Raw genomic sequence first — 20,699 nt, forward strand, 5'->3', positions numbered from 1 at the left:
GGGATCGGCTCCGGCGGAAAACCCGGACGTCACCGGGGCCGCGGCGAGTATGGTCTGGGATGCCTGGGGCATTCCGGCCGGACACAAGCCGCTGTCGGCGCAGGTCCGTGGCCTGCTGACCCAGGTGTTCGGCGTGTCCGGCGACCCGGTGGCGCGCCGCGATGAGGGCGACGTGCCACTGCGCGAGTCGGCGCTCACGCCTGCCAAGCGAGCCGGGTTGGCCGAGGTGGTCGGTGCGGACAACGTCTCGGCCGACCACCGCCACCGGTTGCGGCACGCGGGCGGCAAGAGCACCCCCGACCTGCTGCGCCGCCGTGCAGCGGAACCGCAGGACGCGCCGGACGCCATCGTCTTCCCCGCCGATCACGACCAGGTGCTCGCCGTACTGGCCTACTGCGCCGAGCACGCCATCGCGGTCGTGCCGTTCGGCGGCGGCACCAGCGTGGTCGGCGGCGTCGATCCGGTGCGCGGGCGCTTCGACACGGTGATCGCGGTGGACCTGCGCAGGCTCGATACCGTGTCGCGGATCGACCCGGTCAGCGGCATGGCCACCCTCGGCGCTGGACTCACCGGCCCCCGCGCCGAGGAACTGCTCGGCGCGCACGGCCTTTCGCTCGGGCACTTCCCGCAGAGCTTCGAATTCGCCAGCATCGGCGGTTTTGCCGCCACCCGGTCGTCGGGGCAGGCGTCCGCCGGGTACGGGCGGTTCGACGACATGGTGCAGCGCCTGAAGATCGCCACTCCCACCGGCACACTGGAACTCGGCCGCCCACCCGCGTCGGCGGCGGGCCCGGACCTGCGCGAACTGTTCGTCGGGTCGGAGGGCGCACTCGGCGTGATCACCGAGGTCACCGTGCGCGTGCACCCGATACCGGAAACCACTGCCTATCAAGGCTGGTCGTTCCCCGACTTCGAAACCGGCGCTGCCGCATTGCGTTCGGTCGTGCAGGCAGGTGCGGCACCGACGGTGCTTCGCCTGTCCGACGAGGCGGAGACCGGTGTCAACTTGGCCCGCGCCAGCGATATCGGCGGCAACGCGGTGTCCGGCTGCCTGGCCATCACCACCTTCGAAGGCAGCGAGGCGCACGTCGCGGCCCGCAGCGCCGAAGCAAGTGCGCTGTTCGCCGCGGCGGGTGGGACCGCCCTCGGGGAAACACCGGCTCGGGAATGGGAGCACGGCCGCTTCGGCGCACCATATATGCGCGATGCCCTGTTGGACGTCGGCGTGCTGTGCGAGACGCTGGAGACCGCGACCACCTGGGCAAACCTAGCCAACCTGAAGGCGAAAGTAACTGCGGCACTGACCGACTCGCTCGCTGGGCTGGGTACCCCGCCGTTGGTCATGTGCCACATCTCGCACACCTACCCGACCGGTGCGTCGCTGTACTTCACCGTCGTCGCCAAGCAGCTCGACGATCCGATTGCCCAGTGGTACACCGCGAAACGGGCCGCCGGTGACGCGATCGTGGCGGCGGACGGCACCATCACCCATCACCACGCCGTCGGCACCGACCACCGGCCGTGGCTGCCCGCCGAGATCGGCGACCTCGGCGTGCGCGTATTGCGTGCGGTAAAAGCCGAATTGGACCCTGCGGGCATCCTCAACCCTGGAAAGCTGGTCCCGTGACACAGGATTCCACCCGCGCCGTGCGTGCGGTCACCGTGGTGACCAATCCGCTCGCCGGGCTCGGCAAAGGGCACGAGGTCGCGGGCGCGGCCATGGCACGGTTCCGGGAACGTGGGGTCGAGGTCATCGAGGTGCGGGCCCCATCGGCCGCCGAAACGGTTCGGCTGGTGCGGGATTCGATCGAACAGGGCAAGCCCGATGCGGTGGTCTGCATCGGTGGCGACGGTCTGATCAACGTGACCCTTGCCGCGGTCGCGCAGACGGGCGTGCCGCTCGGCATGGTCCCGGCGGGCACCGGCAACGACCTGGCCAGGGAGCTCGGCGTACCCACGGAGGACGCGGTCGCGGCGGCCGATGTCGTGCTCGCCGGGCGCACCCGCGATATCGACCTCGGCCGGATCGACGCACCGGGTTCGCCGATGTGGTTCGCCACGGTGACCGGCACCGGGTTCGATGCCCGAGTAACCCTGCGCGCCAATGCTATGCGCTGGCCGAGGGGCAGGCTGCGGTACACCGTCGCGGCGCTGGCCGAGATCTCCGGCCGGTTCACCGTGCCCTATCGGGTGGAGCTGTCGGGTGCGGTCACCGACGGCCTGACCAACCCCGGCGCGGGTTCGGTGCTGGAAACGAACGCCGTGATGGTCGCGGTCGGCAACACCCGCACCTACGGCGGCGGCATGCTGATCTGCCCGGACGCGTCGATGGACGACGGCCTGCTCGACCTCACCGTCGTCGGCGCGCTGTCGCGGCTGGAGATGCTGCGCCTGCTGCCCGCCTTGTCCGCGGGGAAACGGCAGAATCATCCGGAGGTCAAGCAGTATCGGGCCGCGGAAATCACACTGATTGCGCCCGGCGCCTCCGCGACCGCCGATGGCGAACCGGCGGGCACCCTGCCGATCACCATCCGTGCTGTCCCCGCGGCACTGACCGTATTGGTTCCCTGACCGCCTGTTGCCTACGCGGCGAAGGTGATTCGGCTCAGCTGGTTGACGTTGCTCCGGTCGACGATCACCAGCGACGCCGGAGCGGGCCGCAGATTGCCACCGGCAGCCAGCCGCTCCATCAGCCGCTGCCAGCGAAAACAGTGCAGTGTGAAGGTCATTCGATTGGACCGCCGCCCGCGTGCGTGCTGACCGGCGCGGGCCACCACGGCCGGGACATCGACGAGGACCACGTGCAGTTCCCTGCCGTACTCGGCCGCCCACCGGGAGATCATCCGCCGCGCCCAGCCGAAGGTGGCGCAGTCGTGGATTACCACCGGCCCGTCGGTATCCCGCAGTGCCGCGCGAATTCCCGCGAAATGCGCGACATGCACGACCGGCCGCCACAGCGTATAGGGCAGCCAATCGAGCCGGTGCCGCCACCTATTGCGGGCCTGTAGCGAGTCCAGCACCACCGAACCGGCCGGACCGCACGATGGGTCCTCGGACTCGGTGGTCGCGCCGAAGAATCGACGCAGCACGGTGCTCTTGCCCGCCCCCGGGATGCCCGCAACGACCAGGGCAGTCATTGCGGGGTACCGCAATTCGTCGATCTTGTGACCCCGCAGATCGTGCACGGCGTCCGGCGCGAGGACGGGCAGCAGCGACTCGGGGGAGTGCGGTGACAGCGTGTCGAGCGGCGGGTTCACCTCTTCCAGCGTCCTGATGCGCCGCCGTTCCGGCAACGGGGAAAACCCTGGATTTTCACTGAGATTTCCCTGAAGGGGACTAGCGGATGCGTTCACACACTCCAGCGTCCGCATCCTGGGCCGATCTGACAAGGCCGGACAATCCGGACACCTTGAATTGTGATCAGTCCGACCGGCCGCCCCGAGACCGCGCGCGGACGTGCATGCGCTCGCCCTGGCTGCCGAAAAGGCTGAGAATCTCGACCGGACCGCGCCCGGTACTGCCGAACCAATGTGGTTGGCGGGTATCGAATTCGGCGGCTTCGCCGGGCCCGAGCACGATGTCGTGCTCGCCCAGCATCATCCGGAGCCGCCCGGACAGGACGTACAACCACTCGAACCCGTCGTGCACGCGCAGATCCGGTTCGGTGCGGTCGGCGGGCAGCACCATCTTGAAGGCTTGCAGCGGTCCGGGCTGGCGGGTGAGCGGAAACACGGTGATACCGTCGACCTTTCGCGCCGGAGCATGCACCCTCGGGTCCGCGATCTTCGGTGCCGCGACGAGCTCGTCCAGCGGCACGCCCAGGGCCAGCGCGATCGGCAACAGTAGTTCCAGGCTGGCGCGGCGCTGGCCGGACTCCAGCCTGGACAGCGTGCTTTTGGAGATCCCGGTCGTCTCCGCCAACGCGGTCAGCGTGATGTCGCGATGCGTGCGCACCGCCTTGAGCCGTGGTCCGATGTCGGCCAGGGCGGCGGCGATGGTCGGCTGATTCTGCATCACACCAGTTCACCTCGATTTCCCGGAAACAGCAATATTAGTTGCCATTATCGCGACAGACCCGGCACCCTGGTCGGCGGAGGTGATCGCCAGATGAGCGAGCGTAGCGAGCGAATAGTGTCACAGGGCGCATCGCGCATGCCGGAGCCGAGCGCCAGCGAGGTGCAGGCATGAGCGAGATGTACGACGTAGTGATAGTCGGCGGGGGTGCGGCGGGGCTGTCCGCTGCGCTGGTGCTGGCCAGGTCTCGGCGCAAAGTGGCGGTGGTGCGCGGTGGTGCGCCGCGCAACGCGCCCGCCGAGCACATGCACGGATTCCTTTCCCGGGACGGGATGCCACCCGGCGAGTTGCTCGCGACCGGTGCGGCGGAGGTCGCCGGATACGGCGGTGAGCTGATCGATGACTTCGTGAGCAGTGCCGAAAAGTCTTATGGGCAGGACGACTTCACGGTTCAGCTGGCCAGCGGGCGCACGCTCACCGCGCGCCGGGTGCTGATCGCGACCGGACTGCGCGACGAACTGCCCGACCTGCCCGGCCTGCGCGAACGGTGGGGCGCCGACGTGCTGCACTGCCCGTACTGCCACGGCTACGAGGTACGCGACCAGCCGATCGGTCTGCTCGGTGGCGACGACCCGCGGACGCTGCACGTGGCGTTGCTGTTGCCGCAATGGTCGGCCGATGTGATCTTGTTCCAGCACACCATGGAGCTCTCCGACACCGACCGCGCCCAGCTCGACGCCCGTGGCGTCCGGGTGGTCGAGGGCGAGGTCGCGCGATTGGTCGTCGACGGAACGTTGCGTGGCGTGGAGCTGGCCGACGGCCGGGCGGTGCCGCGTTCCGCCATGTTCGTCGCACCCACCTTCGTGCCCAACGCCGACGTGCTGCACAGCTTGGGGTGCGACTTCGACGAGAAGGGCTGGGTGGTCGTCGACCCCACCGGGCGGACCAGCGTGCCCGGCGTCTGGGCCGCGGGCAATGTCTCGAGCGCCGCAGCCCAGGTGATCGTCGCCGCGGCCGCGGGTTACAACGCCGCGGTCGCGATCAACGGCGACCTGGTGCTCGAGGCCGCTCAGCTGCCCGTTTCGGCCGGTTAGGGCGGATTTTTCGGGCGGAAAGCGCCGGAAGCTGAGAATTACTTATGGATTCCGGAACCCTTCCACCTGGGACGGTAAGCTCTGAGACGTAAGGCGGAGTGTTCGGTGTCCCTCATCCACCGAAGGCTCCGCCTTTCTTTATGTCCGGCAGTTGGCTCGTACGGAGCGCTTGCGAGGGCGAATGCCCGAGGCCGCATGGAGCGCTTGCGAGGGCGAATGCCTGAGGCCGCATGGAGCGCTTGCAAGGGCGAATGCCCGAGGCCGCACCCTGCGGAAATCGGTTGAGACCGGCCACTAGAATCGTCGGGTGACCAGCGCAGCCCCTGACAAACCGCGTAATCGTGCCGATGCCCTCCCCAAGAGCTGGAACCCCGGCGAGGTAGAGGCCTCGATGTACGAGCGCTGGGTAGCCGCTGGCTATTTCGCGGCGGACGCGACCAGCGACAAGCCGCCGTACTCGATCGTGCTGCCGCCGCCGAACGTCACCGGCAACCTGCACATGGGCCACGCCCTCGACCACACGATCATGGACGCCCTCACCCGCCGCAAGCGCATGCAGGGCTACGAGGTGTTGTGGCTGCCCGGCATGGACCACGCGGGCATCGCGACCCAGACGATCGTGGAAAAGCAGCTCGCCGTCGACGGCAAGACCAAAGAAGACTTCGGCCGCGAGCTGTTCATCGACAAGGTGTGGGACTGGAAGCGCGAATCCGGCGGCGCCATCCAGTGGCAGATGCGCGCCCTCGGCGACGGCGTCGACTGGAGCCGGGACCGGTTCACCATGGACGACGGCCTGTCCCGCGCCGTGCAGACCATCTTCAAGCGGCTCTACGACGCCGGACTGATCTACCGCGCCGAGCGACTGGTCAACTGGTCGCCCGCGCTGCGCACCGCCATCTCCGACATCGAGGTCAAGTACGAGGACGTCGAAGGCGAGCTCGTCTCGCTGCGGTACGGCTCGCTCGACGACAACGAACCGCACGTGATCGTGGCCACCACCCGGGTCGAGACGATGCTCGGCGACACCGCGGTGGCCGTGCACCCGGACGACCCGCGCTACCGGGCGCTGATCGGCAGCACCCTGGAGCACCCGATCACCGGTCGGCAGATCCCGATCATCGCCGACGACTACGTGGACCCCGAATTTGGTTCCGGCGCGGTGAAGATCACCCCCGCGCACGACCCGAACGACTTCGAGATGGGCCTGCGGCACAACCTGCCGATGCCCAACATCATGGACGAGTACGGCCGGATCATCGACACCGGAACCGAATTCGACGGCATGGACCGGTTCGAGGCGCGCGTCGCGGTGCGCGAACGGCTGGCCGCCGAGGGCCGGGTGGTCGCCGAGAAGCGGCCCTACCTGCACAGCGTCGGACATTCCGAGCGCAGCGGCGAGCCGATCGAGCCGCGGCTGTCCATGCAATGGTGGGTCAAGGTGGACACGCTGGCCAAGGCGGCGGGTGACGCGGTTCGCAACGGCGACACCGTGATTCACCCGGCCAGCTCCGAGCCGCGCTGGTTCGACTGGGTCGACAACATGCACGACTGGTGTATCTCCCGGCAGCTGTGGTGGGGCCACCGCATCCCGATCTGGTACGGCCCCGAGGGCGAAGTGATCTGCGTAGGCCCCGACGAGACCGCGCCCGAGGGCTACGTGCAGGACCCGGACGTGCTCGACACCTGGTTCTCCTCGGGCCTGTGGCCGTTCTCCACCATGGGCTGGCCCGACGCCACTCCTGAACTCGAGAAGTTCTATCCGACAAGCGTTCTCGTCACCGGCTACGACATCCTGTTCTTCTGGGTGGCCAGGATGATGATGTTCGGCACCTACGTCGCCGACGACCCGGTGCTCGCCGCGGGCAAGGAAGGGCCGCGGGTTCCGTTCAAGGATGTGTTCCTGCACGGCCTGATTCGCGATCAGTACGGCAAGAAGATGTCGAAGTCGCGCGGCAACGGCATCGACCCGCTGTCCTGGATCAACGAATACGGCGCGGACGCACTGCGATTCACCCTCGCCCGCGGTGCGCAGCCCGGCGGCGACCTGTCCGTCGGCGAACAGCACGCGCTCGCCTCGCGCAGCTTCGTCACGAAGCTGTTCAACGCCACCAAGTTCGCGCTGATGAACGGCGCGCGGACCGGCGAGCTGCCGGATCGCGCGCAGCTCACCGACGCCGACCGGTGGATCCTGGATCGGCTCGAAGAGGTGCGCGCCGAAGTGGATTCGGCGTTCGACGGCTACGAGTTCGGCAAGGCCTGTGAGGCGCTGTACCACTTCGCCTGGGACGAACTGTGTGACTGGTACCTGGAATTGACCAAGGTGCAGTTCGCCGAGGAGGGCGCCCGCGCCGAGACCACCCAGGTGGTGCTCGGCACCGTGCTCGACGCGGTGCTGCGCCTGCTGCACCCGGTCATCCCGTTCGTCACCGAATCGCTCTGGCAGGCGCTGACCGGCGGCGAGTCCCTGGTGATCGCCGCCTGGCCGCAGTCCTCCGGGGTGCCGACCGATCAGGTGTCGGCCCAACGGATCGCCGACACCCAGCGGTTGATCACCGAGATCCGCCGGTTCCGCGGTGATCAGGGCCTCGCCGACAAACAGAAGGTGGCGGCCAAGCTCATCGGCCTCGACGTCGCGGGCCTGACCGAACTGCACGACTCGGTCGCGAACCTGGCCCGGCTCACCGAGCCCGGCGACGGCTTCGCGGCGACCGCGACGGTGGAGGTCCGGTTGAGCGGCGCCACCGTGACCGTCGAGCTGGACACCTCCGGCGCCGTCGACCTGGACGCCGAACGCCGCCGACTGGAGAAGGACCTGGCCGCGGCCGAGAAGGAATTGGCGGGCACCACAGCTAAACTCGGCAACGAGGCGTTCCTCGCCAAGGCGCCGGAGCCGGTGGTCGCGAAGATCAAGGACCGGCAAACGGTCGCCGCCGCCGAAGTGGCACGCATCGGCGCCCGCCTCGCGGAATTGAGCGGCAAATGAACCACGAACCCGAACCGCAGTACGGCGACGACCTCCGGCACCCGGCCGCGGGACCGCGGCTGAGTTCCGGGCCGTCGCCGGTCGAGCTGGCCGAAATGGCTTTGGTGGAAGCCGAACTCGATACCCGCTGGCCGGAAACCAAGATCGAGCCCTCGCTCAGCCGGATCGCCACCCTGATGGACCTGCTCGGCTCGCCGCAGCAGAGCTACCCGGCGATCCATGTTGCGGGCACCAACGGCAAGACCTCGGTGACCAGGATGATCGACGCACTGCTCACCGCACTGCACCGGCGCACCGGCCGGATCACCAGCCCGCACCTGCAGCTGGCCACCGAGCGGATCAGCATCGACAACGCGCCGATCACGCCCGCCCGGTATGTCGAGACCTACCGCGAACTGCAGCCGTTCATCGAGATGATCGACACGCAGTCGGCGGCGGCGGGCGGTCCGGCGATGAGCAAGTTCGAGGTGCTTACCGGCATGGCCTTCGCGGCCTTCGCCGAGGCGCCGGTCGACGTCGCCGTCGTGGAGACCGGCATGGGCGGCACCTGGGACGCGACCAATGTCATCGACGGGCAGGTCGCGGTGATCACCCCGATCGGCTTGGACCACACCGACTACCTCGGCACCGATCTCGCCGCCATCGCGGGCGAGAAGGCCGGCATCATCAAACGCGCGCCGGAGAGCCTCATTCCGCGCGACACCGTCGCGATCATCGCCGAACAGGACCCCGAGGCGATGGAGGTGCTGCTGCGCCGCGCCGTCGAAGTAGACGCGGCGGTGGCGCGCGAAGGCGGCGAATTCCGGGTGCTGGCCCGGCAGATCGCGATCGGTGGCCAGCAGCTCGAACTGCAGGGCCTCGGCGGGGTATACGACGAGATCTTCCTGCCGCTGCACGGCGAGCATCAGGCGCGCAACGCGGTGCTCGCCCTCGCGGCGGTCGAGGCGTTCTTCGGCGCCGGTGCCGACCGGCAGCTCGACATCGAGGCCATCCGTGCGGGTTTCGCGAGCGTGACCAGTCCGGGCCGGCTCGAGCGGATGCGCAGCGCGCCGACCATCTTCATCGACGCCGCGCATAACCCGGCGGGCGCGCAGGCGCTTGCCTCGACGTTGACCGCGGAGTTCGACTTCCGCAAGCTGGTCGGGGTGGTCGCGGTGCTGGCCGACAAGGACGCGGACGGGATCCTCACCGCGCTCGAACCGGTGCTCGACGAAATCGTCGTCACCGGCAATGGTTCGCCGCGCGCGATGGACGTCGACATGCTCGCCGATCTCGCGGTACAGCGCTTCGGCGACGAACGGGTGATCACCGCGCCGACCCTGCCGGACGCGCTGGAGACCGCCATCGCCATCGCCGAGGAGGTCGGCGAGGCAGGGGAGATGGTGTCCGGTGCCGGGGTCGTGGTGACCGGCTCGGTGGTGACGGCGGGCGCGACGCGCGCGCTCTTCGGAAAGGACCCAGCGTGAACGACGCCGACAAGCCCGAGGTGCCACCGCCCGCGACCGATCCATGGAAGGGCTTCCGCGGCGTCATGGCGGGCACGCTGGTGCTCGAGGCGATCGTGGTGCTGCTCGCGCTGCCGGTCGTCGGCTCGGTCGGTGGCGGGGTGACCTGGGCGTCGGGTACCTACCTGGTGGCGCTGGCCGTGGTGATGTTCCTCGGCGCGGGGTTGCAGCGCAGATCGTGGGCGATGCCGTTCAACCTGGGACTACAGGTCCTGGTACTGCTCGGCACCTTCATCCACCTGTCCATCGGGATCATCGGGGTGGTATTCGCCGTGGTCTGGGGGTTCATCCTGGTGCTGCGCGCCGATGTGCGCGGTCGGATGGAGAAGGGCCTGCTGCCGAGTCAGCGCATCCAGCGTTCGTCCTGAGCGCATGACCCCGCCACCGGGGTCGAAAGTGTTGGGGTCGAGGTAATTCCGGTCTGCCCCGCGGCACCGCGGATCCCTACCGTGGCCGCTGATACGACGTCGAACGTGGCGTCGTACGGCTAGCGGAGGAGCAGTTTATGAAGCGGATAGTGGCGAATAGTGTTGTGGTCGGCGCGATTGCGGTGGGCACGATGATCGGCGCGGGCCAAGCGGCGGCTCAGCACGGCTTGCCTCTCGAACCAGCCGTCACCGCCCCTGACGCGGGCGCATCGGCGGCGCCGGTACGCGAGACCGGTACCGGGTCCGCGGAGGGCCTGTCCAAGCTTGCCACCACCCTGGCGACTCTGTCCGGTAACGCGCCCTGCGGCCCGGGCGGCAAGCCGGCTACGGGCAGCGAAATCGTCTGCTGATCCGAAGGCAACCATCCGATTCGACGAAGGTGCCCCGACACTCCGGTGGGTGTCGGGGCACCGCCGCGTCACGCAGCCAACCGCTGGTTCGGTACCTGCCGGGGGTGCCGGTTAGAGTGTGCGCCGTGACTGAGCAGACGTTGGTACTCATCAAGCCGGACGGTGTGGCCCGTGGCCTCGTCGGCGAGGTGCTGGTACGAATCGAGCGCAAGGGCCTGAAGATCGCGGCCCTCGAGCTGAAGCATGTGTCCGAGGACCTGGCCAAGGGCCACTACGCCGAGCACGCCGAGAAGCCGTTCTTCGGCTCCCTGATCGACTTCATCACCTCCGGCCCGGTCGTCGCGGCCATCCTGGAGGGTCCACGCGCCATCGCGGCATTCCGGCAGATCGCCGGCGGCACCGACCCGGTCGAGAAGGCCGTGCCAGGCAGCGTTCGCGGAGACTTCGCCTTGGAAACCCAAGAGAACCTGGTACACGGGTCCGATTCGCCCGAATCGGCCAAGCGCGAGATTGCTCTGTGGTTCCCGGAGTTCTCGGCCTGAAAATAGTTTGCGAGTTGGATAAGGTCGTGCGCCGCGGTGAGCCCGCGGCGCGCGGTGTGGGATACTGACATCGGCTGCTTTTGATGCCGACTGTTCGCGCAGGTACGTGGACTATCGGGGCCATCGCAGCCGGATGACACACCGCGGTTCGATGCCGATCATCGCTGCCACGGACAAACGGCCCGGTTGCTGGGCCCGCTGTTCGCGTCGGCACGCTGGATGAGCGCTCACACCGTGGAGTTCAGCCAACAGCCAGGCGCCGCGTGACCAGTTAGCTCAACCGACGAACAATTTGGTGATAACCGGACATGCGGGGCGAGACCAGATGACCTTGCGCTGAACGGCGTGAGGCGAACGGACAGTGCCCCCGCGTCGGCCGCTTCACTCCTTACCGGGAGGGACGCGCCCGGGGGTCCGAGGAGACTTCGTGGCCGAAAAAGAGCCATTGGAAACAACACCACAGGATGCCGAACAATTGCCGGAGCGAATCCGAGTTCACGCACTCGCCAAGCTGCTGGGGGTAACGAGCAAGCGCATCCTGGCCAAGCTCACCGAGTTGGGGTCCGACGCGCGCAGCGCGCAATCGAATGTCGACCGGGCGATCGCGGAATCCGTCCGCGACGCACTCGGCCCGCCGGAAGGCGACACCCCCGCGGCCCCGGCTGCCGAGGCACCGGTCGAGCAACAGGCCGAGGCACAGCAGCAGCCGGAAGCGCCGAGTAGAGGTCACGGCGGGCTGGTCTTTTCCGCACCCGAACCGCTGATCGGCAACTCCGAGTCGGAGAACCCGAACGAGGTCGCCCACCAGCCCTCAGTGCAGCTGTTCACCCATCCGGTCCGGGAAGAGCCGCACGTCGCGGCGCCGGTGGTCTTCGAGTCCGCCGCCGTCGTGCAGGCCCCGCTGTTCCTGCCGCCGGATGCCGCGGCCGCCGAACAGACCCGGCGCAAGCGCCGCACCGAGCGCGACGTCCGCCGTGAAGAGCCGGTGGTCGAGCAACAGCCCGAGGAAGAGCCCGAAGCGGTCGAGGACGACCAGGAATCGGCCGACCAGCAGGGCGATGCCGACGGTCAGCCGCGGCGCAGGCGCCGTGGCCGCCGTGGTCGTGGCCGCGGGCGTGGCGAACAACACAGCGACGCCGATGACGAGAACGATTCGGACGACAACGAGGACGAGCAGCACGGCGAGACCGCCGACTCGACCGAGTCCGCCGAGTCGCCCGACGACAACACCGACACCGAGGACGACGAGAACGAGCCCGAGGGCGCGAGCCGTCGCCGTCGTCGTCGCCGTCGCCGCAAGGTGGCGGGCGAGCCGGCCGAGTCCGAGGTCACCGAGGACGACCCGCCGAACACCGTCGTACACGAGCGCGAACCGCGGAACAAGAGCCGCGCTCGCGCCACCGTCGACGAGGTGCAGGGCATCTCCGGTTCTACCCGGCTGGAAGCCAAGCGGCAGCGCAGGCGGGACGGCCGCGACGCGGGCCGCCGCAGGCCGCCGATCCTGACCGAGTCGGAGTTCCTGGCCCGCCGCGAATCGGTGGACCGGGTGATGGTGGTGCGCGAGAAGGCGTTCCCCGACCACCCGACCGCCACCCAGGTCGCCGTGCTCGAGGACAGCATCCTGGTCGAGCACTTCGTCACCAGTACCGGTTCCGCGTCGATGGTCGGCAATGTCTACCTCGGCAAGGTGCAGAACGTGCTGCCCAGCATGGAGGCGGCGTTCGTCGACATCGGCCGCGGCCGCAACGGCGTGCTCTACGCCGGTGAGGTGAACTGGGAGGCCGCCGGTCTCGGCGGCAAGGAACGCAAGATCGAGCAGGCGCTCAAGCCCGGCGATCAGGTGCTGGTCCAGGTCTCCAAGGATCCGGTCGGGCACAAGGGCGCCCGGCTGACCACACAGATCAGCCTCGCGGGCCGCTTCCTGGTGTACGTGCCAGGCGGCACCTCCACCGGCATCAGCCGCAAGCTGCCCGACACCGAGCGCAAGCGGCTCAAGGAAATCCTGCGCGACATCGTCCCCAACGACGCCGGTGTGATCATCCGTACCGCATCCGAGGGCGTGGCAGAGGACGAACTGGCCCGCGACGTGGAGCGACTGCAGGCGACCTGGCGCACCATCGAGAAGGCGGCCGAAGGGAAGAACGACGGCCAGCCCAAGACGCTGTACGAAGAGCCCGACCTGCTGGTCAAGGTCATCCGCGACCTGTTCAACGAGGACTTCTCCAAGCTCGTCATCGAAGGTGACCGGGCCTGGAGCACGGTCGAGAAGTACATCGGCACCGTCGCGCCGGAAATGCTCGCCAGGGTCTCCCGGCACGACAACAGCAACGGCGTCGACGTGTTCGAGGCCTACCGGATCGATGAACAGCTGGCCAAGGCGCTGGATCGCAAGGTGTGGCTGCCCTCGGGTGGCACGCTGGTGATCGACCGCACCGAGGCGATGACGGTGGTCGACGTGAACACCGGCAAGTTCACCGGTTCCGGCGGCAGCAACCTGGAAGAGACGGTCACCCGCAACAATCTGGAGGCGGCCGAGGAGATCGTGCGCCAGATGCGGCTGCGCGATATCGGCGGCATGATCGTCGTCGACTTCATCGACATGGTGCTGGAGTCGAACCGAGACCTGGTGCTGCGCAGGCTCACCGAGGCACTCGGCCGGGACCGTACTCGGCACCAGGTGTCCGAGGTGACCTCGCTCGGCCTGGTGCAGATGACCCGTAAGAAGCTGGGCACCGGCCTGGTCGAGGCGTTCTCGACGACCTGTGAGCACTGCCATGGGCGCGGCATCCTGGTGCACGCCTACCCGGTGGAGCCGTCCGCGGGCGACGACGGTGGGGCCGGGCGTGGAACTCGGGAAACCGGTTCGCGTCGCCGCCGTGGTCGCGACAAGGGCGCGGCAGCCGCCGCACCCGCGGCCGCGAGCAATGGCACCGTGCCGGTCGAGGCCGAGGAGGATATCGCCGTCAAGCGGGCCCACCCGGTCGCGCTGGCGATGGCCGCGCATCACGGCGACGCCGACGAGGACGAATCGACCGACGACATCGAGCCGCTCGAGACCGAGGATGTCGAGGTCGTGACGACCGAAGCCGCGGTCGCCGTGCCCGCTGAGGACGTGGAGACCGAACCGGCCGAGGTCGTCGAGGTCGTCGAGACGGTCACCGAGACCACCCCGGCCGCCGAGGCACCGGCCCGCGAGGCACCGGCCCGCGCGGAATCGGCGCCGGAGCCGGCTGCGGATCGCGCGGTAACCAACGGTGCGCCAGAACCGGCCCCGCGTACCGGACGGCGTCGCAGGGTCGCTCGTTCGGCCGCCGCACCGGCCGCGGACAGCAGTGGTGCGGTGTTCGTGCTGCCGACCGCGGAGCAGGCTCCTGCCCCCGCTGTCGACTTCACCGCCGAGGTTCCGGTGGAGGTGCCGCAGCGTCGGCCACGCCGCCGTGCCGTCGGTCGTCCCGCTGGTCCGCCGCCCGCGGAGGCGTAGCAGCTGCGCTGACAGCTTTGCTTCGGCCGGTCGCACCCCAACGGGGCGACCGGCCGAATCGTTGCATGGTGGCGACACAGGGGCTTCTGTGCCCCGCACTCGGACTCGACGCGGGAAAGTCACCGAAATTCCGCTGGCAAAAGGGTTGCTCGTAGGCTGCCTACAGGCGGATTGTGTCGATGACGGAGTGCTCTGGTAACCTTGGTCGGTCGCTGCCTGGCGATGGGCGTTATACCACGCCCCGCGCAGCAAGCCAGCCAAGAACATCTCGCGTCGCGCAGTTGTGACGCGAGCAGAAACATGACTGTACTTAATCGAGTGGAGGAAGCCGACCGATGGCAACGTACGCGATCGTCAAGACCGGCGGAAAGCAGTACAAGGTCGCGGTCGGTGACCTGGTGAAGGTCGAGAAGATCGAGGGTAAGCCGGGTACTGCCGTCGCCCTGGATCCGGTTCTCGTCGTTGACGGGGCCGACCTGACCACCGACGCCGCGAAGCTGGCCAAGGTCTCCGTGGCCGCAGAGGTCGTCGAGCAGACCAAGGGCCCGAAGATCCGCATCCACAAGTTCAAGAACAAGACCGGCTACCACAAGCGTCAGGGTCACCGTCAGCCGCTGACGGTCATCAAGGTCACCGGCATCAAGTAAGACATCCCGAGGAGATTCAGCTATGGCACACAAGAAGGGTGCGTCCAGCTCCCGGAACGGTCGCGATTCCAACGCCCAGCGACTCGGCGTCAAGCGCTTCGGCGGCCAGAAGGTCAACGCAGGCGAGATCCTGGTGCGTCAGCGCGGAACCCACTTCCACCCCGGCGTGAACGTCGGCCGTGGCGGTGACGACACCCTATTCGCCCTCGCGGCGGGCGCGGTCGAGTTCGGCACCAAGCGTGGACGCAAGACCGTCAACATCGTCGTCCCGGAGCCGGTTGAGGCCTGACCGCCTAAACCTCTCTCCAGACACACCGAGCGGGTCAGGGTCGCAAACCCTGGCCCGCTTTTGTGTTTCCGAAGACCCAGCGTGCTTTCCGAACCACCACGCGCTCTAGTTGGGCGCACTCTGCGATCGACCAGTCCTGAAGGAGGATGATTCGGCATATGTCCAAGTTCATCGACCGTGTCGTACTGCACGTGCGTGCCGGCAAGGGCGGACACGGCTGTGCTTCGGTGCTTCGCGAGAAGTTCATGCCGCTCGGCGGACCCAACGGTGGTAATGGCGGCAACGGCGGGGACGTGATCCTCGAGGTCGACCCCAACGTGCACACCCTGCTGGACTTCCACTTCCACCCGCACGCCAAGGCAGGCAACGGCAAGCCAGGCGAAGGCAGCAACCGCGACGGCAAGCAGGGCACCGACCTGCTGCTCAAGGTGCCCGACGGCACCATGGTGCTCGACGGCAACGGCAAGGTCCTGATGGACCTGGTCGGCGCGGGCAACCGCTTCATCGCCGCCCGTGGCGGCCGCGGCGGACTCGGCAACGCCGCCCTCGCCTCGAAAGCGCGCAAGGCCCCCGGCTTCGCGCTGCTCGGCGAGGACGGCGAAGAGTGCGACCTGATCCTCGAGCTCAAGTCCGTCGCCGATGTCGGCCTGGTCGGCTTCCCGTCGGCGGGCAAGTCCTCGCTGGTTTCCGTGCTGTCGGCGGCCAAGCCGAAGATCGCGGACTACCCGTTCACCACCCTGGTGCCCAACCTCGGTGTGGTGCTCAGCGGCGACACCACCTTCACCGTCGCCGATGTGCCCGGCCTGATCCCGGGTGCCAGCGAAGGCCGTGGTCTCGGGCTGGACTTCCTGCGGCACATCGAACGCTGCGCGGTACTCGCGCACGTCGTGGACTGCGCCACGCTCGAGCCCGGCCGTGACCCGGTCTCCGACGTGGACGCGCTCGAAGCGGAACTCGCGGCCTACAAACCGGCGCTGAGCGCCGATGCGACCCTGGGCGACCTGGCCGACCGCCCGCGCGTGGTGATCCTGAACAAGATCGACGTACCCGATGCCGCCGAGCTGGCCGAAATGGTCACCCCCGAATTCACCGCGCGCGGCTGGCCGGTCTTCGAGATCTCGGCGGTGAGCCGAGAGGGCTTGCGGCCCTTGACTTTCGCGCTCGCGGATCTGGTGCTCCAGTATCGTGAGGCACATCCCAAGGCGGCGCCGGCGCGTCCGGTGATCCGGCCGATCGCGGTGAACCAGTCCGGCTTCAGCGTGATCGCGGACCCGCAGGAGCCGGGCGGCTTCATCGTGCGCGGCTCGCAGCCCGAGCGCTGGGTGAAGCAGACGCAGTTCGACAACGACGAGGCCGTCGGTTACCTCGCGGACCGGCTTGCCCGCCTCGGTGTCGAAGACGAGCTGGTCAAGCAAGGTGCGGAGCCGGGTGCCCCGGTGACCATCGGCAACGTCACCTTCGAATGGGAGCCGATGATCGCGGCGGGCATCGAACGGGTGCCCACCGGCCGCGGCACCGATATCCGGTTGGAACAGGACGAGCGCATCAGCGCCGCCGAGCGCAAGCACGCCTCGCGGGTGCGCCGCGGTCTGGTCAAGGACGACGAGGAGTAAGCCAGTGGCCCGGTCCGGATTGCCCATCATCGCGGCCGACCTGGATCGCCCGTCGTTTCGGGTAGCTGGTCCGCCGAATCGGCCCGGGGTACGGGAACCGTCGGCCGGGACGATTGGTTCGGCGGATTCGATTGCTGTGCAGGGAGTTCAGGGGCTATGACGGTGAATTCGGGTGTTACCGAGGTGGATTCGGAGCTGAGTGAGGCGCGGCGAGCGATCGCGTCGGCGCGCCGGGTGGTCGTGAAGATCGGATCGTCGGCGCTCACCAGCCTGGCGGGTGGGCTCGATACGGCGCGCCTCGATCGGCTCGCCGATGCGGTAGAGGCGCGGATGCGCGCGGGATCCGATGTGGTGGTGGTGTCTTCGGGCGCGATCGGCGCGGGTATCGCGCCGCTCGGCCTGAGCACCCGCCCCCGGGACCTCGCCACCAAGCAGGCCGCCGCGAGCGTCGGTCAGCTGGCGTTGGCGCACGCGTGGGGCACCTCGTTCGCGCGTTACGGCCGCACCGTCGGCCAAGTCCTGTTGAGCGCGGACGATTTCGCGCGCCGTGAGCACCACCGCAACGCGCAGCGCACCCTGGATCGATTGCGGTCGCTCGGCGCGATCGCCGTAGTGAACGAAAACGACACCGTCGCAACGGAAGAGATCCGGTTCGGCGACAACGATCGGCTCGCCGCACTGGTCGCTCACCTGGTCGGGGCCGACGCGCTGGTGCTGCTGTCCGATGTCGAGGGACTCTACGACGGCGACCCGCGCAAGGGCGCGGCGAGCTTCATTCCCGAGGTGCGCAGCAGCGCCGACCTGGACGGCGTGATCGCGGGCAGCGGTGGGGCGCTCGGCACCGGGGGGATGGCCTCGAAGTTGTCCGCGGCGCGGCTCGCCGCCGATGCGGGCGTTCCCGTACTGCTCGCCGCGGCCACCTCCGCCGCTGAGGCATTGACCAGCGGCAAGGTGGGTACGGCATTCGCGGCGCGCCCGGTTCGCCTGTCCGCCCGCAAGTTCTGGGTCCGGCACGCTGCCGACAGTCGTGGTGCGCTGCTCATCGATGACGGCGCGGTGCGTGCTGTCGCCGACCGGCGTTCGCTGCTCGCGGCGGGTATCACCGGATTGCGTGGGCGGTTCTACGGCGGCGATGTCGTTGATCTCGTTGGCAGCGACAATATCGTCGTCGCACGCGGCGTAGTCGCTTATGACAGCACCGAGCTGTCCGGCATGCTCGGGCGTTCCACCGCGGAACTGCCGGACACTATGCAGCGCCCGGTGATTCACGCCGACGACCTGGTGAAGGTCTAGCCGCACCGATACCCGCCGTACGGCTCCAGCGTGACGAGTCCGAGCGGTAGCCGCACAGCTGCTGATTTGTTGAAGTGCGCGCCAACGGAAGTTGGCGCGCTGACACCTATTTCTGTGAGGGGACCACGCCTGGTTGGTTGGTGGTCGACGGAGGTTGCGGCTGTTCGTCTTCCTCGGGGATCGGGCCGGTGACACCTGGCTGACCGCCCGGATCAGGAAGGGGCACAGGCGGTTCCGCTGGGCCGGGGATCGGCGGTTGGGGTGGCGGTTCGGGCAGGGGTGGCTGAGCAGGGGGCTCCGGTAGGGGAGGTGCCTGCTCGGTCGGCGATGGAGGCGGTGCCTGGGTGGTCGGGGGTGGGGGCGGTGGTGCCTGTGTGGTCGGCGGTGGGGGAGGCGCCTGCTGAGTCGGGGGCGCTTCCGGAGTCGGCGTCGCGGAAGGTGGCGCCTGCTGAGTCGTCGGGGGTGAAGTTGGAGTCGGCGTCGGCGTTGGCGTCGGGTCCGGCACGGGCCGCGGCGGAGTCGTAGTGCTCGGTGGCGCTTGCGATTCCGGCGCCGAAGGTGCGGGCGCGGGCACGGTCGGATGAACGTTCGGCTGCTTGCCGTCCGGCTGACTGGGCTGCTGCGGCGTGTACTCCGTCGGCGGCACCGTCCGTTGCTGTGGCACGAACGGCGCGGGCTTGACGTCGGTGGGCAACTCGGGCGGCGGCGGCAGCGCGGGAACAGCTTTGCCCGCCATCCCGTAGGCCGGTTTGTACACCATGTTCATCGCCAGCACCGCCTCTTGGCGCATCGTCTCCTCGGCCATCTTCGCGTCGATGACGTGCGCGGCCTCGAGTAGTCGCGCGACCGCGCCGATCGGACCGGACGAGCCAGGCGGTGCTACCGCGATCTTGACCGCTTCGGCCGCCGCGGCGACGCCGCCGAGCCTCGCGCCGACCTGGCCCATGATCGCGGCGAGTTCATCCACCGAGGACGCGAAGCTGCGAGTGCTCGCGTACGCCGCCTCGGCCGCCGCACCCTTCCACTCCATCGAGTTCATCACCCGGTCCACGCTGCCGCGGGTAAGCGGGAACGAGGTGCTGAGCGTGGCTGCCACCTCCAGCCAGGCGACCGAGGCCTGCAGCACCTCGGCGGCGTTGATCTGCTGGGTCTTGGCGTAGATCTCTTCGTGCCGCATCGACTCGAAGTGCTCCATCGAGCTGATGTAGTCGGGATCGGTGCCGCTCATCGGGGGAGCCTCGATGCGACGGCGCGCAGGGCGGCGGCGTTGGCGGCATCGGCCTCGTCGAGTAACCCGCCGCTGATCAGAAACGCCTCTTTCAGGCGGTAGGCAGCCTCGATGTAGTGATCCAGCAACGCTGCGGCATCCCGCGCTTTGTGATTGAACCCGGCCTGTAACTGCTGCGCCGAGACGAATCCGCCGAATCCGCCGAGCTCTGCGGCGGTTTCGAGACGTTGTTGCAGGTAGATCAACCGCTCAGCCTGCCGGTCGTACATCTCGGCGCATCGTCGCGCCGCGGCCGGATCGAATTGGACGGTGCCTGCCTGGGCCGCTTGCTTGAACCGGACGATATCGGCTCGGCTGGTCTCGATCGTCATCGCACACCCCTGAGATGGTCGGTCAGCCTCAGACTAGCCCGAAGTGGAGCCAACGGGCAGCAGTGGTTATCGGTTGGCATCGAAGAACGGGTTCACGCCTGAATGCGTTTCTGTAGTTGCGCGGCGATCTGTTCGGTCGAGGCGGGGGTGAGGTGAACTTCCGCGCCCGCCCTGATGAGGTAGCGGCCGTCGCCCTTGACGTCGAACCAGGTGTAGTGGACCGGCGGTGCCGGTGTCTGCTGGTCCAGCCTGGACTCGATCCGGATATGGCCTTCCGCGCTATGCGGTTTCAGCAGCAGCTTGCGGATGCGTGGCGCGGTCGGCTGTTGCGCGACCACGACCTCCTCGTCGCGGACGGCCGCTGTCGGCGCCACCCTGGCCGGTTCCCGGCCGGGCGGAGTATCGGGCAGCAGACCGGCGATCCGGGCGCCCAGTTTGCCGCTGTGCCCGATGGTGAGGCGCACCCGGCCACCGAAATCCGGGGACGAGCCCGGTTCCTGCACGGCGAGTACGGCCCGGTCGTAGATCGCCGCGGCCAGCAACCGGATCTCGCTGCCCGCGGTGTGCGCGCCGCCGATCGCGACGATCCTGGTGTGTGGTGCCGCCAGGATGCGCAGGCAGGCGCTCAGGTCGGGGTCGGCGCCGAGCGGTAGCCGTTCGTCGAGGGTGGCGCGCAGCCGATCGGCCTCGTCCTCGGTGCGCGGCGTTTCCAGAATGCGGAGCGGATACGGGTGCCGATCGAGGTCGGTTTCGCGCCAGACGTGGGCGAACTCGTCCGGACTTAAGGTCCAACTCACCGCCCGAATCACATCCTCACCGAACCCACGGAAACTGCTTCGTAGCTTAACGGCCGCCGCGGGC

General features: G+C 68.5%; 18 protein-coding genes. 13 read left to right on the forward strand and 5 right to left on the reverse strand.

Going from position 1 to position 20,699, the window contains the following annotated elements; all coding sequences use genetic code 11:
• The first annotated feature begins 49 nt into the window (after positions 1 to 49).
• Together KV110_RS09515 and KV110_RS09520 are read left to right on the forward strand one after the other, a co-directional pair.
• Positions 50 to 1,627, forward strand: coding sequence for an FAD-binding oxidoreductase (locus KV110_RS09515; RefSeq protein WP_218478294.1), 1,578 nt, complete (start codon positions 50 to 52; stop codon positions 1,625 to 1,627).
• Positions 1,624 to 2,571, forward strand: coding sequence for a diacylglycerol kinase (locus KV110_RS09520; protein WP_218475216.1), 948 nt, complete (start codon positions 1,624 to 1,626; stop codon positions 2,569 to 2,571). Before KV110_RS09515 ends, KV110_RS09520 begins: the two co-directional genes overlap by 4 nt.
• 11 nt (positions 2,572 to 2,582) lie before the next feature.
• On the opposite strand, the gene KV110_RS09525 is transcribed toward KV110_RS09520, so the two are convergent.
• Together KV110_RS09525 and KV110_RS09530 are read right to left on the reverse strand one after the other, a co-directional pair.
• The gene (locus KV110_RS09525) at positions 2,583 to 3,293 is read right to left on the reverse strand and encodes an AAA family ATPase (RefSeq protein ID WP_246634430.1); all 711 of its coding nucleotides are present in this window, start codon (positions 3,291 to 3,293) and stop codon (positions 2,583 to 2,585) included.
• Positions 3,294 to 3,420: 127 nt separating this feature from the next.
• On the reverse strand, positions 3,421 to 4,014 hold the full coding sequence (locus tag KV110_RS09530) for a helix-turn-helix domain-containing protein (RefSeq protein WP_218478296.1): 594 nt from the start codon (positions 4,012 to 4,014) through the stop codon (positions 3,421 to 3,423).
• 170 nt (positions 4,015 to 4,184) lie between these two features.
• Here KV110_RS09530 and KV110_RS09535 point away from each other — a divergent pair, with 170 nt between their 5' ends.
• From KV110_RS09535 to proB, 11 genes are all read left to right on the forward strand, one after another.
• Entirely contained in the window at positions 4,185 to 5,108 is a 924-nt protein-coding gene (locus tag KV110_RS09535; protein ID WP_218475220.1) for an NAD(P)/FAD-dependent oxidoreductase, read from the forward strand.
• A gap of 307 nt (positions 5,109 to 5,415) precedes the next feature.
• Complete coding sequence (locus KV110_RS09540; protein WP_218475222.1) at positions 5,416 to 8,091, forward strand: valine--tRNA ligase; 2,676 nt, start codon at positions 5,416 to 5,418, stop codon at positions 8,089 to 8,091.
• Entirely contained in the window at positions 8,088 to 9,557 is a 1,470-nt protein-coding gene (gene folC / locus KV110_RS09545) for a bifunctional tetrahydrofolate synthase/dihydrofolate synthase (protein ID WP_423710193.1), read from the forward strand. Before KV110_RS09540 ends, folC begins: the two co-directional genes overlap by 4 nt.
• Positions 9,558 to 9,622: 65 nt before the next feature.
• Entirely contained in the window at positions 9,623 to 9,964 is a 342-nt protein-coding gene (locus KV110_RS09550; RefSeq protein ID WP_246634708.1) for a DUF4233 domain-containing protein, read from the forward strand.
• 137 nt (positions 9,965 to 10,101) lie between these two features.
• Positions 10,102 to 10,374, forward strand: a complete 273-nt coding sequence (locus tag KV110_RS09555) for a hypothetical protein (RefSeq protein WP_218475225.1) — start codon at positions 10,102 to 10,104, stop codon at positions 10,372 to 10,374.
• 125 nt (positions 10,375 to 10,499) lie between these two features.
• Positions 10,500 to 10,916, forward strand: a complete 417-nt coding sequence (gene ndk, locus KV110_RS09560; protein WP_218475227.1) for a nucleoside-diphosphate kinase — start codon at positions 10,500 to 10,502, stop codon at positions 10,914 to 10,916.
• Positions 10,917 to 11,343: 427 nt separating this feature from the next.
• Positions 11,344 to 14,397: a translation initiation factor IF-2 N-terminal domain-containing protein gene (locus KV110_RS09565; protein WP_218475228.1), complete on the forward strand. Its 3,054-nt coding sequence runs from the start codon at positions 11,344 to 11,346 to the stop codon at positions 14,395 to 14,397.
• A 335-nt stretch (positions 14,398 to 14,732) separates the two neighbouring features.
• Positions 14,733 to 15,044, forward strand: coding sequence for a 50S ribosomal protein L21 (gene rplU, locus KV110_RS09570; RefSeq protein WP_218475229.1), 312 nt, complete (start codon positions 14,733 to 14,735; stop codon positions 15,042 to 15,044).
• 22 nt (positions 15,045 to 15,066) lie between these two features.
• The gene (gene rpmA, locus KV110_RS09575) at positions 15,067 to 15,333 is read left to right on the forward strand and encodes a 50S ribosomal protein L27 (protein ID WP_040732806.1); all 267 of its coding nucleotides are present in this window, start codon (positions 15,067 to 15,069) and stop codon (positions 15,331 to 15,333) included.
• A gap of 158 nt (positions 15,334 to 15,491) precedes the next feature.
• Positions 15,492 to 16,946, forward strand: a complete 1,455-nt coding sequence (obgE, locus tag KV110_RS09580) for a GTPase ObgE (RefSeq protein ID WP_218475231.1) — start codon at positions 15,492 to 15,494, stop codon at positions 16,944 to 16,946.
• A gap of 195 nt (positions 16,947 to 17,141) precedes the next feature.
• Positions 17,142 to 18,239 carry a glutamate 5-kinase gene (proB, locus tag KV110_RS09585; RefSeq protein WP_218478300.1) on the forward strand — a complete coding sequence of 366 codons (1,098 nt, stop codon included), beginning with the start codon at positions 17,142 to 17,144 and terminating at the stop codon, positions 18,237 to 18,239.
• Positions 18,240 to 18,345: 106 nt separating this feature from the next.
• Here the strand turns inward: proB and KV110_RS09590 are convergent, their stop codons facing one another.
• From KV110_RS09590 to KV110_RS09600, 3 genes are all read right to left on the reverse strand, one after another.
• Positions 18,346 to 19,467, reverse strand: coding sequence for a hypothetical protein (locus tag KV110_RS09590; protein ID WP_218475233.1), 1,122 nt, complete (start codon positions 19,465 to 19,467; stop codon positions 18,346 to 18,348).
• Positions 19,464 to 19,838, reverse strand: coding sequence for a hypothetical protein (locus KV110_RS09595; protein ID WP_218475235.1), 375 nt, complete (start codon positions 19,836 to 19,838; stop codon positions 19,464 to 19,466). The genes KV110_RS09590 and KV110_RS09595 overlap by 4 nt, the downstream gene beginning before the upstream one ends.
• Before the next feature lie 92 nt (positions 19,839 to 19,930).
• Entirely contained in the window at positions 19,931 to 20,635 is a 705-nt protein-coding gene (locus KV110_RS09600; RefSeq protein ID WP_218475237.1) for an ESX secretion-associated protein EspG, read from the reverse strand.
• Positions 20,636 to 20,699: the final 64 nt, after the last annotated feature.

The organism is Nocardia iowensis, from assembly GCF_019222765.1.
In the GTDB taxonomy this organism is placed as follows: Bacteria; Actinomycetota; Actinomycetes; order Mycobacteriales; family Mycobacteriaceae; genus Nocardia; species Nocardia iowensis.

Excerpts from the sequence above, each read along its gene's own strand:
- KV110_RS09515 (WP_218478294.1), top strand. The coding sequence starts at position 50 with ATGGTCTGGGATGCCTGGGGCATTCCGGCCGGACACAAGCCGCTGTCG.
- KV110_RS09530 (WP_218478296.1), bottom strand. The coding sequence starts at position 4,014 with ATGCAGAATCAGCCGACCATCGCCGCCGCCCTGGCCGACATCGGACCA.
- KV110_RS09535 (WP_218475220.1), top strand. The coding sequence starts at position 4,185 with ATGAGCGAGATGTACGACGTAGTGATAGTCGGCGGGGGTGCGGCGGGG.
- folC (WP_423710193.1), top strand. The coding sequence starts at position 8,088 with ATGAACCACGAACCCGAACCGCAGTACGGCGACGACCTCCGGCACCCG.
- KV110_RS09550 (WP_246634708.1), top strand. The coding sequence starts at position 9,623 with ATGGCGGGCACGCTGGTGCTCGAGGCGATCGTGGTGCTGCTCGCGCTG.
- KV110_RS09555 (WP_218475225.1), top strand. The coding sequence starts at position 10,102 with ATGAAGCGGATAGTGGCGAATAGTGTTGTGGTCGGCGCGATTGCGGTG.
- rplU (WP_218475229.1), top strand. The coding sequence starts at position 14,733 with ATGGCAACGTACGCGATCGTCAAGACCGGCGGAAAGCAGTACAAGGTC.
- rpmA (WP_040732806.1), top strand. The coding sequence starts at position 15,067 with ATGGCACACAAGAAGGGTGCGTCCAGCTCCCGGAACGGTCGCGATTCC.
- obgE (WP_218475231.1), top strand. The coding sequence starts at position 15,492 with ATGTCCAAGTTCATCGACCGTGTCGTACTGCACGTGCGTGCCGGCAAG.
- KV110_RS09590 (WP_218475233.1), bottom strand. The coding sequence starts at position 19,467 with ATGAGCGGCACCGATCCCGACTACATCAGCTCGATGGAGCACTTCGAG.
- KV110_RS09595 (WP_218475235.1), bottom strand. The coding sequence starts at position 19,838 with ATGACGATCGAGACCAGCCGAGCCGATATCGTCCGGTTCAAGCAAGCG.